Genomic DNA, 13,873 nt, shown 5'->3' with positions numbered 1-13,873 from the left:
AAATAGGTGTCTCCGCTACTAAGTTATCCAACTAAAATTACTGGTTCGACGATGAACTGTATAAATAAAAAAGCTGCAACAGAAATCTGTTACAGCTTTAAATATTTTATGATTTTACTCTTACTTCATTTTTGCTTCAATGTACTGAATCAAGCAATGGATTACTTTGATGTGAATTTCCTGCACTCTATCAGAGTATGCTTTCCAGGGAACTCTAATTTCTACATCACACATTTCTGCCATTTGGCCTCCTGTTTTTCCTGTTAATCCAACTACAGTCATCCCTTTTTCTTTGGCAGATTTAATCGCATTAATCACGTTAGCGGAATTTCCTGATGTGCTAATTCCAAGAAAAACATCCCCTTTTTGTCCCATACCTTCAACATATCTGGAAAAAATGTAGTCGAAACCATAATCGTTACCAACACAGGTAATATGGCTAGGATCAGAGATTGCAACAGCCGCCATTCCCGGACGATCATCTCGAAATCGACCAGTTAATTCTTCAGCAAAATGCATGGCATCGCACATTGATCCACCATTTCCACAAGAAATTACTTTTCCTCCATTTTTAATTGATTCAGCCATGGCTTCACCTGCTTTTTCAATGGCTTTAAAGTTCTCTTCGTTTGCCAAAAACTCATTTAAAACGGCTTGAGCGTCAAGAAAACTTTGCTTTATATCGTTTATGATCATGTTTTTAAATTTTTACCAAAAATACGAAACGCAACGAATAATTAAGAATAATGGATTATAAATTAATCTCTGTTCGATCAATTCTAAATGGACTTTTCAAGTTTTATTTCTAAGTTTACTATTAAATCCAATAGTTCAATACATGATAACAATAAAACAGAAACTTTACGAAATAATTTTTGAGGCCGATACCAAAGCAGGAAAGTTTTTTGATCTTGCATTACTCATCATTATTCTGCTAAGTATTCTGCTTGTAATGCTGGAGAGCGTTCCTTCCATAGAAAACAAGTATCATGATTTTTTAAAAATTACAGAATGGGTTATTACGGCTATTTTTAGTTTGGAGTACATTCTCAGAGTCTGGATTGTAAGACATTCTCGAAAATATATTTTTAGCTTTTATGGAGTCATTGATCTATTAGCGGTACTGCCAAGTTACTTGGCCCTCTTCTTTGCCGGCACACAAGGTTTAATGGTAATTAGAGCTCTTCGACTACTTCGGATTTTCAGAATTTTAAAACTAAATCGATATTTGAAAGAAAGTGCTGTTATCATTCGTGCTTTAAGAGAAAGTCGCTATAAAATATCAGTGTTCCTATTTGGTGTATTAACACTGGTCATTATCATTGGTACTATAATGTATTTGGTAGAGGGAGCCGAACATGGTTTTACCAGTATTCCCCGAGGCATTTACTGGGCAGTGGTAACATTAACCACAGTTGGCTATGGTGATATCTCGCCAAGTACTTCTCTGGGACAGTTATTGGCCAGTATGGTAATGATTATTGGTTACGCAATTATTGCTGTTCCCACAGGAATCGTAACTGCAGAATTAACCAAGCACAATACCCAGAAAACCTCGACCCAGGTTTGCCCTGAATGTTTGTCGGAAGGGCATAACCATGATGCAAAATATTGCAGTGAATGTGGCTCAAAACTGAATTAGTTTAGAGACGCCTTTTTGCATTTTTTAACGTATGTATCCATGTGAATTATCGAAGCAAATTCAGATTTTATAGGTATATTTGTAGGTCTCATTTAACGACAAGAATAAGGATGCTTATTTTGTTGGGAGAAGAATAACAATCACCTATACCACTTATTAGCAACAAGGTATAAAACAACTTATTATGGGATTTACTAGCGGTTTCTTTAAAAGACCTCAACATAAGAGATTTAATTTACAGCCTCGTTATTGGGATCCTGCCAAGGAGGAAAGAGAAGAGCGTGAAAGAAGAATTAAGTCGGAACTTGGAATTAAGGATGAAAATGGACAGTACATTCCCAATATAAAAGGGAGAATGAAAAGTGAGTTGCGCCATAAATATTCCGATGCAAGAGGTACCAGACAAAAATCAAATTTTCGATTAATCATCATCTTTGTGATTCTTGCAGTTGCAGCCTATGTATACGTTTTTGGTTGGGATGAATTGATTGAAAAGATTATTGGTGCTATGAAGAGTTTAAAATCTAATCGCTAACATCAAATTTCAAACTTATATATGTCAGATTTGATACAGATACTACCTGACAGCGTTGCCAACCAAATTGCAGCGGGTGAGGTAGTACAAAGACCGGCTTCGGTGGTAAAAGAACTTGTTGAGAATGCGATAGATGCCGGTGCTGGTTCCATAAAAATAAATCTAAAAGACGCAGGTAAAACCCTGATTCAGGTTATTGATAATGGGTGCGGTATGTCGGTTACGGATGCTCGATTGGCATTTGAACGACATGCAACCTCGAAAATACGCAAAGCTGGTGATTTGTTTGGTATTCGTACCATGGGATTTCGTGGAGAAGCTCTGGCTTCCATTGCCGCAATTGCCAATGTTGAATTAAAAACCAAACGAACCGAAGATGAGCTGGGTACTCATATTGTAATTGATGGTTCCGAATTGGTTTCGCAAGAAGCATCAGCTTGTAGTGATGGCAGTAACTTTATCGTAAAAAACCTGTTTTTTAATGTTCCTGCTCGTCGTAAATTCCTGAAAGCAAATTCTACCGAGCTTCGAAATATTATTACAGAATTTCACAGGATCGTTTTATCTCATCCTGATATTGCATTTACATTAATTCACAACGAAAGCGAGATTTACAATCTTCCTGCATCACATATTCGTCAACGAATTATTAATGTTTTTGGGAAAAGTATGAATTCCCGATTAATCAGCATTAATACAGATACTAGTATTGTGAACCTTACCGGATTTATCGGTAAACCTAAAAATGCAAAGAAAAATACTGGAGAACAGTTCTTTTTCGTGAACAATCGTTTCATGCGACATCCTTATTTTTACAAGGCTGTTATTCAGGCATACGACAAAATTTTGCCTCCGGAAACCATTCCTCCGTATTTTATCTTTTTCGATGTAGATCCTAAGATTATCGATATCAACATTCATCCTACCAAAACGGAAATTAAGTTTGAGGATGAAAGAGCCATATATCAAATCATTCAGGCTTCAATTCGTGAGGCATTGGGAAAATTCAATATTGTTCCTTCTATCGATTTTGATGAAGACACAAGTTTAGAGATTCCTGTTGCTGACGACAATACTGAGGTGGAAGCACCAATGATTAAGGTTAATCCTGAGTTTAATCCATTTGAAGCTGAATCGAACTACAATCCTTTTGATTCTGAAAAGAGCTATAATCCTTTCGAACAATCGGCAAGTTCAATCGAGTCAAATCCTTTTTTCCAGGAATTTAAAGCCAAAAGTCCCGATACTTCTGCAAGCAGAGCTCCTAAAAAGCAAGTTCCAGGCGATTGGGAAAAATTGTACGAAGATCAAACTCCTAAAAAAGAAGTTGTTGAAAAGCAGCCGGTAATCGACAGGGAAAATATTCCTGACTATTTCCAGGCTCCAGAAAAACCAATGCCTCAACAACCTAAGCTTCAAGCTGTAGATCAACCTCAAAAGTCTAAGAACTTTTTCCAGCTGAAAAACAAATATATCCTTACACCTATCCGATCCGGCTTAATGATCATCGATCAGAGAAAGGCACATGAGAGAATTTTATTTGAAAAGTTCATGAGTTCTTTGGAGAATCAACAGGGAATTGCACAACAAACTTTGTTTCCACAAACCATTGAGTTAAATGCCTCTGATTACACTCTTTTACAAGTGATTTTAGAAGATGTAAAAGCTTTGGGGTTTGACATTAGAGAATTTGGAAAGAAAACTTTCGTGATCAATGGAACTCCTGCTGATATTCAGAATTGTGATCCAAAAGAATTATTGGAAAATCTGTTGGCAAACTATAAAACCAATCAACTCGATGTAAAACTAAAAGTAAGAGAGAATTTGGCAAAATCATTAGCAAAAGCATCGGCAGTAAACTATGGGAAATCACTTACCAACGAGGAAATGAGTTCGATTATTGATCAGCTTTTTGCTTGCAATCTTCCCAACTATACACCTGATGGAAAGCCAGTAATTTCGGTTTTGGAAACTCAAGAATTGGAAAATCGCTTTAAATAATAGAATAAATTCTACAAACAAGGCTTTTAGCCTGACAAACTGTCTTGCAATTATGGGCCGAAGCCTGTAATTTTAAATTGGTCTGACTATTGTTAGACTTCAAATGAATTTTAAAAGCATATCAAATGACACAATACAGACCTCCACTGTTGAATTTACCTCCGGTGGTTAAAAATCTTTTGATTATAAATGTTATCATGCTTCTGGGAACTATGGTTATTGGAAGCAAATTTGGTTTTGATATTGATCGCCTATTGGCATTGCATTTCTTCAAGTCTGAATTCTTCAGACCCCACCAATTCATTACTCACATGTTTATGCATGGTGGAATTGGTCACTTATTTTTTAACATGTTCGCTCTTTTCATGTTCGGCCGTGTTTTGGAAAGTGTGTGGGGATCAAAAAGATTTTTATTGTATTATATGGTTACAGGGATTGGTGCGGCATTAATCCATACTTTGGTAAATTGGTTCGATTACATGTCGATGAAAAATGCCTTGGATGCTTTTATTAATACGCCAACTCCTGATTTGCTTTCTCAATTTGTTCGCGAACATGTTGGTCCTGTTAAACCTTGGGTTTATGATTTCATCAATCAATGGGCAGAATATCCAAACGATGCAAATACCACAAATCAAGCCATTGCTCTTGCAAATAGAATGTTGGAAGGCAGCATAAATACTCCTACAGTTGGAGCTTCAGGTGCGGTTTTTGGAATTCTTTTGGCCTTTGGTATGCTCTTTCCAAATACTGAATTAATGTTAATTTTTCCACCAATTCCAATTAAAGCCAAATATTTTGTAATTGGTTACGGAGTTTTAGAATTGTTCCTCGGCGTTCAAAATCAAGCAGGTGATAATGTCGCTCACTTTGCCCATTTGGGAGGTATGATATTCGGCTTTATTCTAATAAAGTATTGGCAAAAGAATTCGAATCGCTTTTATTAAATTACATACAATAAAAATTTAGGTAGGAAGTTTATATCGATAATAAAGCTTGATTATGAACATGAACTTTAACAATCCATATCAGAGCTATTCCAATCAAAACATTTGGGAGGGAATTAAAAGTTCCTTCAAACAAGGAAGCAATCTTACCAAGTTAATTTACGTTAACCTGGGATTATTTCTTGCTATAAAACTTTTGCAGATCGTTAGTATGCTAACAGGCTCTAATATTGATGATATCATTGTTCGTCAATTGATGGTTCCTGCTTATCCTGAAACATTAATCAGACAACCATGGTCGGTATTCACCTATATGTTTCTGCATACCGAATTCATGCATATCCTAATGAATATGCTATGGTTTTTCTGGTTTGGCAAGATTTTCTTAACCTATCTCGATCAGAAAAAGTTATTAAGCGTTTATTTAATTGGTGGATTAACAGGAGCAGCCATTTATCTTTTCTCCTACAATATTTTCCCAGCACTGCATGATGCTAAGTTTATTGCCTATGCTTTAGGTGCATCAGCATCGGTTATGGCAGTTGTGTTTGCTGTTGTTGTTTATGCGCCAAATCATATTATTCACTTGATATTTATTGGACCTGTAAAAATAAAATTCATCGCACTGTTCTTTATAGTCATGGATTTGCTTTACCTATCGGAAAGTGTGAATATAGGCGGGCATATTGCCCATTTTGGAGGAGCTTTTTACGGTTGGCTTTTTATATCGCAATTGCGAAAAGGAAAAGATATTTCAAGTGGATTTAACTCCATAATGAATTCATTTTTTGGTTTATTCAAGCGCAAAAAGAAAATGAAGGTAAGTTATAAAAACACTCGCAACATGTCTGATGAAGAATACAACAAATCGAAGAAAGTAAATCAGGAAGAATTGAATCAAATCTTGGACAAGATTGCCAAATCGGGATACGACAGCTTAAGTAAAGAGGAGAAGGAAATTCTATTTAAATCAAGCAATCAAAAGTAAAGTCTACATTGAAAAATTTCCTCCATAAAGCTCTGGTTGCCTTTAGTCTGATTTTTTCAGGCTCATTACTCATTTCTTACATTGCTCCACATATAAGTCCCGAAGAATTTTGGTTGCCAGCATTTTGGGGTTTAGCATATCCTTATTTGCTTTTGGCAAATGTGATTTTTTCGGTGTACTGGATGCTAAGAAGACGATGGAGCTTCTTAATTCCATTAATTGTAATATTAATAGGATATGGCCACTTACAAGATTTTGTTCAAATCAACAGACCGAATAAGAACAAAAGCGAGTCGCCATCCATTAAACTGATGACATATAATGTAAGAGCTTTCGATAAATATGAGTGGAGTAAAGACAAGAAAACACCAAACAAAATGGTGGAACTTTTAAAGCAAAATAAAGCAGATGTCTATTGCTTTCAGGAATATTACAATACACGAAATGGATTACTAAGCCTTTATAACCTGAAAAAAGCCACAGCTTGTAAATATTTGTTTTTGAGCAAAAAGACCAATGGAGTTGCCATATTTTCCAAGTATCCAATTGTGCAAAAAGGAGAAATTAAATTCGAAAAAGGCAATTGGTGCAATGCCATTTATGCTGATATCAAAAAGAATGGTAAAATAGTAAGAGTATATAATCTTCATCTGGAATCGAACCGATTGGGAGGAAGAAATTATGCTTTCATCAACAAGAAAGAATTTAAGGCTGACGAAGAGGAATTAAACGAAATTAAAGACATTTCATTCCGATTGCGACATGCATTTATTCGCAGAGCCAAACAAGCTGAAATCATCAGAGGACATGTAGCTAAATCTCATCATCCAACAATTGTTTGTGGAGATTTTAATGATACAGCCCAATCTTATACCTACCACAAAATCAAAGATGGATTAATTGACTGTTTTCGGGAAAAAGGATTAGGAATTGGAACAACCTATTCTGGAGATTTTCCTTCTTTTAGAATTGATTTTGTCCTACATGATAATAAAACGGTATGTCACAATTACGAGCGAATCAAAAAAAAGTATTCCGATCACTTTCCAATAATTACAGAGCTTAATTTTGTAGAAAAATAAGCTAGTTCTTAAGAACCAATTCGCGTGTAGAAACGTGAATATTATAATCTTTGGTTTGATATTTAGCAACAATATTCAGAGTTGTATCCAAACTTGATTGCGAATCCAACATGAATTCATAGCGAGCCAATCCTCCTTTTGCGTAAATTGGCTTGGCCGCAGGTGGAATGTATTGGTTCTTCATTAATTCTGTAATGTAGAACACCACATTTTTCGAATAATTACTTAGAAATAACTTTAGTATAATGCGATCTGATTTCACTAGTATTTGAACTTCAATTTCTGGATATTTCTCACGCAAACTACCATCACGCTTATACTCCTTTAGTCCAATTCCTGGCTGACCTCTCATATAAGGTGTTTCCGCCCAAATTTTACCATTGGCATAATACTTTTTCTGAATCCCATCTTTTTTATCGTTGATGTATGGTGTTAAGCTGTAGATGTTTCCATTTTTGTGATATTTTTTTGCAACACCACTCTTTTCATCATCAACATACATAATTTCATCGCTTAACACACCAGAAGAATAGTAATACCTGGTAACTCCATTACGCACTCCATTTTGGTAGGTAATCTCGGCTGACAATCTATTTTGCTCATCGTACTTCTTCACCACACCATTTTCCACAAAATTCTGATCTTTAGTCGAACTACGATCAGTTTTTTGCTTGCAGGCAAACAGAACTAAAGCAAAAAGGAATACAAATTTATATTTCATCAGGAGACTCTTAATTAGTGCTATCCAAAAATGATATGAGTTATTCCCAATAAAAATATATTAAACATTGAAAACTTAAAAATTATTCGGTAATAAATAAGCTACATAAACTTCTTTCTCTTCAAAAGATACGATTGCAGTACATTGCTAAACTCCTTTCGAATGTCGGCCTCAATTAAATCAATAGAAAACTGACTACACAGCAATTCCAATTCGGTAAAAAACTTTTGCTGCTCTTTTTGATACATTTCTTTAATATCAGTTGGGTTTAGTTTTAAGCTTTCACCGGTTTCCAAATCAACAAATTGACTTGGACGATTCTCAAAGTTGAAATTCAATTCCAATTCATGATCCCGAACTGCAAATAGGATTACCTCATGCTTGTTGAATCGCAAATGTTGCAAAGACTCCATGATTTCTTTTGGTGATTCTGCTCCCGTAAAATCAGAAAAAACAATCACCAGCGAGCGCTTGTGTAAACTTTCTGCCAAACGATGCAAAGTATCGGCAATTTTGGTTTCTCTTTCCTTGCCTATCTCTTCGGTATTGTAAATCTTGTGCAAGTGAGAATACAATAATTGAGCATGAGTAAGAGATAGCTTAGATGGAGTTAAAAGATCTATCTTATCCGAAAATGTACAAAGCCCCACAGCATCGCGTTGCTTACGCAACAAGTGAATTAAGGCTGCAGCACATAAAACCGAATACCCCAATTTGGTTTGATGCTTGGTTTTGTAAGGAAACAACATGGATGAGGATGTGTCCATAACAATATAGGCCCTGAGATTGGTTTCCTCTTCGAATTGTTTAACAAACATTTTGTCACTACGGGCATACAGCTTCCAATCGATATGCTTGGTAGATTCTCCTTTGTTGTACAAACGATGCTCGGCAAATTCAACCGAAAAGCCATGGTACGGACTACGATGCAAACCAATAAGAAATCCCTCCACAATTTGATGTGCAAGTAATTCCAAATTATCGAATTGTTCGAACTGTATCAGGTCGGATAATTGCTTTACCATTTTAATTTTTCAAATAAAAAAAGGGCATAGATCAACCTCTATGCCCTACATATTTTTATACTCCTATTACAATAGAGCATCAATTTTTTCTGCCAAGCTTGATTTTGGAACTGCTCCAACTTGCTTATCAACAACTTCTCCTCCTTTAAAGAAAAGAACAGTAGGAATATTACGGATTCCAAATTTAGCTGAAGTTGCAGGGCTGCTGTCAACATCCAATTTGGTTACTACGATTTTTCCATCGTAATCAGTTGCCAATTCGTCTACAATTGGACCAACCATTCTACATGGACCACACCATTCTGCCCAAAAGTCCACCAATACTGGCTTATCTGATTTCAAAACAACTTCTTCAAAATTAGAATCGTTTACTTCAATTGTCATGGTAATCTATTTTTTAGCGTTTATGTATTTTATTTAAAACTAGTGCAATTTAGTTAATTTTGAATTTAATTTCCGAATTATTTTCAAAATATTCTATTAATTCATTGGTTAACTCAACTCTGTAACTCCTCGAAAACATCTTTAATGCTTTCTTTCCTTTATCAAAAATCTCAAAGTTAAGTTTCATATTTCCCTTGTTCTCATCAATGCAGTTCACAATCTCTGTAACCAACTCATCAGTCAATGCCGATATAGGGATTTCTAATGTAAACTCCTTAGCTTTCTTTTCCAGAACCTCAGAAAGCATCATAATATTTTTCACCTTAAATTCTAACTCTGTAGAATCTTTAGGCCAAGATCGTGTTTGAACCCTTCCACTAATATAAATGGAAAGACCTTCAACAAAATAATTACCAAACTCAATGAAATCTTTACCAAAGAATGCCAACTCATAAGAATCTGAAAAATCTTCTATTCCAACAATGGCAAAAGGGTTTCCATTTTTGGTTGTTCCCCTTCTAATTGCCGTAATCATTCCCGCAATATTAACATCCTTGTTGGCAAAGCTTTCGAATTCAGATGACAACTCCGATAAGCTAGCATTACAGAAGTTATTAATGGTTGTCTTGAAATCATCCAAAGGATGCGCAGACAAATAAATCCCAATTAATTCTTTCTCTTTATTTAAACGTTCAAGTTTTCCCCACTCTGCACATTCCGGTGCTTTGGGAGGAGTAACTACATAATCCTCTACTCCGCCAAACAGAGTTTGCTGATTATTTATCTTTTCGGCCTGAAGTTTATTACCATACTTCACCAAATGTTCCATAAAGGTAACATCAGTTTCATCTATTTGGAAATATTGACTTCGTTTTAATCCAAAACTGTCAAATCCTCCCGACATGGCAAGATTTTCAAGTGTTCGTTTATTTACTGATCTTAAATTTACACGCTCTACAAAATCGAAAATGTCCTTGAACGGTCCATTCTTACGTTCTTCAATAATATCATGTACAGCCTGCTCTCCAACTCCCTTAATACCAGCCATACCAAAACGAATCTCACCATTCTTATTTACGGTAAATGTTGAATAAGATTCATTCACATCTGGTCCAAGAACCGGCAATCCCATACGCTTACACTCATCCATAAAAATGGTCACTTTCGTGATATCGGATAAGTTACGACTCAGAACAGCTGCCATAAATTCAGCTGGATAATGAGCTTTAAGGAAACCTGTTTGATAAGCAATATAAGCATAACAAACCGAGTGAGATTTGTTAAACGCATACTTGGCAAATGCTTCCCAGTCCGACCAGATTTTTTCAATTAGCTTGTCGGCTTTGGTATTATCTCCACCAACACCTTCCATGAATTTTGGATTATCATGACATCCATTGATGAACTCAACCTTCAGTTTATCCATCATGCAATGATCTTTTTCCCCATCGCTTTACGCAAGGAATCGGACATGCCACGAGTAAATTGCCCCAATGCTCTCGACTGGAGCATCACCTGCTCCTGGTAGACTGTAATCCCATAGGTATCTTTCAGGTAATCCTCCATGATTGGATGATCATATTCAATCTCCTCTTCTCCATTTTTTCTTCGGATAAAAGAAGGGATGTATTCCATTGGTCCCGGACGATACAAGGCATTCATGGCAACCAAATCTTCAAAACGGTTTGGCTTAAGCGCTCGCAAATGCTTCTTCATTCCAGGGGATTCAAACTGGAATATGGCAGTTGTTTCTCCGCGGCTGAATAACTGAAAGGTCTTTTCGTTTTCGAGATCAACATTGTTGATATCAACATCAATTCCTTTGGAAAGTTTTACATTGGAAAGAACCTCCTTAATAATGGATAGGGTTTTCAAACCCAAGAAGTCCATTTTAAGCAAACCGATATCCTCCACAAAACGTCCATCGTATTGGGTGGTTAACAGTTCCTCGCCTTTGGTTGGCATTACCGGCAAATGCTCGTCAAGCGGATTTTTTCCAATTAAAACCCCACAGGCATGCACACCAGTCTGTCTTACCGAACCTTCCAATGCCTCTGCAAACTTAATGGTTCTTGCAATCAATGGATTTGGCGAATCTTTTTCTTCCAAAAGCGCAGGCTCTTCCTCATAAGCCTTCTTAAAACTCATTTTTGGTGCTTCAGGAACTAATTTGGCAAGGCGATTGGCTTCAGCCAAATCCAAACGAAGAACACGCGCCACATCCTTAATGGAACTCTTGGTAGCCATTGTCCCAAAAGTACAAATGTGCGCTACTTTATCATGTCCGTATTTATCGGTAACATAGTCTAATACTTGCTGACGTCCATCGTCATCAAAGTCGATATCTACATCGGGCATGGAGATACGATCAGGATTCAGAAAACGCTCAAACAGCAAGTCATATTTAATTGGATCCACATCGGTAATGGAGATACAATACGCAACAGCAGAACCTGCAGCCGAACCACGACCTGGACCTACAATTACGCCATTGTCTTTTGCCCAGTTGATGAAATCCTGTGTAATCAAGAAATATCCAGGGAAACCCATGGTTTTAATGGTGTTCAGCTCAAACTCCAATCGCTCAACAATACTCTCTTCCAACTCTTCTCCATAGCGTTTTTTAGCTCCTTCGAATGCAAGATATTGCAAATAATCAGCTTCAAGTTTTATCTGTAGCACTTTATCGTAGCCTCCTAATTTCTCGTATCGCTCTTCTTCAAACTCCTCGATTAAAGCAGCCTCATCGTATTTTTCCTTATATTCCTCAAAAGTCCCAAACTCCTCGGGAATATTAAAAGGAGGCATAATTGGATTTGCATTCAATTCATAAGCTTCTACTTTTTCTGCTATTTCCAAGGTATTGGCAAGTGCTTCGGGTACATCGGCAAAGAGCTCATTCATCTCTTCGGTGGTTTTGAACCACTCCTGTTTGGTATAACGCATACGTGTTGGATCATCGTAATCACGCCCTGTACTCAAACAAACCAAAACATCATGAGCTGCTGCGTCTTCTGCATTCACAAAATGAGAATCATTGGTTGCAATGACTTTAACGCCCAATTCTGCTGCTAACTCACGAATTACTTTATTTACTCTTACCTGATTTTCCCAGACATCTCCTTTCAATCGAGGATCGTCATTTGGGTGGCGTTGGATTTCCAGGTAATAATCTTCTCCAAATACATCTTTGTACCAAAGTATTGCTTCTTTTGCCTTATCGATACTCCCTGCCATGATATGCTGGGAAACTTCTCCTCCAAGACAAGCACTGCTTACAATCAAGCCCTCGCTATACTCCTCAAGCAAATCTTTATCGATACGCGGTTTGTAGTACATTCCGTCGGTATGTGCAATAGAGGTTAACTTTAGTAGACTTTGGTAACCTTTATAGTTTTTGGCCAGCAAAATAAGGTGATTCCCAGATGCATCGATTTTATTTTCCTTCATCAAATGCCCACGTTTAGCAACATAAGCCTCCACTCCAATGATTGGTTTTACTCCAGCTTTGCTACATGCTACATGAAATTCCTTAATTCCAAACATGCTACCATGATCGGTTAAAGCAACAGCAGGCATTCCATCTTCTTTTGCTTTGGCTGCAATTGCTGCTGTTTTTGCGGCTCCATCGAGTATGGAATATTGCGAGTGAACATGCAAATGAACGAAAGGTTGTTGCGTTGTAATATTTTTTGCTGCTTCTCTTCTCTTGCGATCTTCCTTCTCAATTGATATTTCATCGAAAGCAGTATTTACCTTGAAAGATTCATACTCTATTCCAACCAATTCAATGGTATTCGGATTATTGATTTTAAAGGCCTGAATCTGCCCAGGAGACATTCTATGAATTTCCTGACTTAATCCATCAACTCTTAACAGTTCAAGAAAACAACGGGAAGTTGCCTCAACGTCGGCTGCCGCATTGTGTGCTTCAGCAAATGGAACTCCAAATAATTTGGTATGCAGTTCGGTAAGCGTAGGATTTTTAAGTTGTCCTCGTCTTTTTAAATCACAAAACTCCTTACTACCGGTCATGGTGTCAATCATTGGAGCTTTCACAAGATCCTGCTCTTCCATTTCGCAGCGAAGCAGCTCGCAACCCACAATGTTGATATCAAAAGAAACATTGTGCCCAATGATAAATGTAGAATTTCTGACATCCTCCATAAAATCAAGAAGGGCATCTTGAAGAGGAATTCCTTTTTCGTGAGCGAGTTCTGTAGAGATACCATGTACTGCAACCACATCATCAGGAATAGTATATCCATCAGGAGTAATTACATGATTTTTGGCAAAAAGGAAATTCCCTTCCATATCATGACATTGCCAGGCAAGCTGAACCATTCTTGGCCAGTTGTCAAAATCATCTAAGGGTGCTTTCCATTTTTTTGGTAAGCCTGTGGTTTCGGTATCAAATATTAAAAACATCTCAGTATCAGGAATTTTATTTTTTTAAGCTCACAGATGGAGCCGAAATGCGAAGATAAGGAATAATAAAGTGATTCAGTAAAGTAAAATTAGTAAATGTAAGTCAACAATCTAGACTAA

Annotated in this window: 12 protein-coding genes; 6 read left to right on the top strand and 6 right to left on the bottom strand. The window is 36.8% G+C overall.

The window, feature by feature from the left end; translation table 11 throughout:
• Positions 1-120 precede the first annotated feature (120 nt).
• Complete coding sequence (lpcA, locus tag JCM15579_RS04990) at positions 121-696, bottom strand: D-sedoheptulose 7-phosphate isomerase (RefSeq protein ID WP_054716610.1); 576 nt, start codon at positions 694-696, stop codon at positions 121-123.
• 142 nt (positions 697-838) lie between these two features.
• On the opposite strand from lpcA, the gene JCM15579_RS04985 reads away from it, so the two are divergent.
• The 6 genes from JCM15579_RS04985 to JCM15579_RS04960 all read left to right on the top strand — a co-directional run bounded on the left by JCM15579_RS04985 (position 839) and on the right by JCM15579_RS04960 (position 7,195).
• Entirely contained in the window at positions 839-1,642 is an 804-nt protein-coding gene (locus tag JCM15579_RS04985) for an ion transporter (protein ID WP_054716607.1), read from the top strand.
• Between the two features lie 184 nt (positions 1,643-1,826).
• The gene (locus tag JCM15579_RS04980; protein ID WP_054716604.1) at positions 1,827-2,177 is read left to right on the top strand and encodes a hypothetical protein; all 351 of its coding nucleotides are present in this window, start codon (positions 1,827-1,829) and stop codon (positions 2,175-2,177) included.
• A 21-nt stretch (positions 2,178-2,198) separates the two neighbouring features.
• A complete protein-coding gene (gene mutL / locus JCM15579_RS04975; protein WP_054716602.1) occupies positions 2,199-4,178 on the top strand; it encodes a DNA mismatch repair endonuclease MutL in 1,980 nt (659 codons plus the stop codon).
• A gap of 125 nt (positions 4,179-4,303) precedes the next feature.
• Positions 4,304-5,125 carry a rhomboid family intramembrane serine protease gene (locus JCM15579_RS04970; RefSeq protein ID WP_054716599.1) on the top strand — a complete coding sequence of 274 codons (822 nt, stop codon included), beginning with the start codon at positions 4,304-4,306 and terminating at the stop codon, positions 5,123-5,125.
• A 55-nt stretch (positions 5,126-5,180) separates the two neighbouring features.
• Positions 5,181-6,113, top strand: a complete 933-nt coding sequence (locus JCM15579_RS04965; protein WP_245625832.1) for a rhomboid family intramembrane serine protease — start codon at positions 5,181-5,183, stop codon at positions 6,111-6,113.
• An 8-nt stretch (positions 6,114-6,121) separates the two neighbouring features.
• The gene (locus JCM15579_RS04960) at positions 6,122-7,195 is read left to right on the top strand and encodes an endonuclease/exonuclease/phosphatase family protein (protein WP_054716596.1); all 1,074 of its coding nucleotides are present in this window, start codon (positions 6,122-6,124) and stop codon (positions 7,193-7,195) included.
• 1 nt (position 7,196) lies between these two features.
• On the opposite strand, the gene JCM15579_RS04955 is transcribed toward JCM15579_RS04960, so the two are convergent.
• From JCM15579_RS04955 to JCM15579_RS21335, 5 genes are all read right to left on the bottom strand, one after another.
• The gene (locus tag JCM15579_RS04955) at positions 7,197-7,916 is read right to left on the bottom strand and encodes a toxin-antitoxin system YwqK family antitoxin (protein WP_054716593.1); all 720 of its coding nucleotides are present in this window, start codon (positions 7,914-7,916) and stop codon (positions 7,197-7,199) included.
• 101 nt (positions 7,917-8,017) lie between these two features.
• On the bottom strand, positions 8,018-8,941 hold the full coding sequence (locus JCM15579_RS04950; RefSeq protein WP_054716590.1) for a DUF58 domain-containing protein: 924 nt from the start codon (positions 8,939-8,941) through the stop codon (positions 8,018-8,020).
• Positions 8,942-9,007: 66 nt separating this feature from the next.
• Positions 9,008-9,325: a thioredoxin gene (gene trxA / locus JCM15579_RS04945; protein WP_054716587.1), complete on the bottom strand. Its 318-nt coding sequence runs from the start codon at positions 9,323-9,325 to the stop codon at positions 9,008-9,010.
• 49 nt (positions 9,326-9,374) lie between these two features.
• Complete coding sequence (locus JCM15579_RS21340) at positions 9,375-10,754, bottom strand: helix-hairpin-helix domain-containing protein (protein ID WP_245625831.1); 1,380 nt, start codon at positions 10,752-10,754, stop codon at positions 9,375-9,377.
• Positions 10,751-13,753, bottom strand: a complete 3,003-nt coding sequence (locus JCM15579_RS21335; protein WP_245625830.1) for a DNA polymerase III subunit alpha — start codon at positions 13,751-13,753, stop codon at positions 10,751-10,753. Before JCM15579_RS21335 ends, JCM15579_RS21340 begins: the two co-directional genes overlap by 4 nt.
• Positions 13,754-13,873 lie beyond the last annotated feature (120 nt).

Origin of the sequence: Marinifilum fragile JCM 15579, from assembly GCF_001310955.1 — a bacterium.
Taxonomy (GTDB): domain Bacteria; phylum Bacteroidota; class Bacteroidia; order Bacteroidales; family Marinifilaceae; genus Marinifilum; species Marinifilum fragile.
Note: the sequence above shows the minus strand (reverse complement) of the source record. Positions and strands in the feature narration are given on the sequence as shown.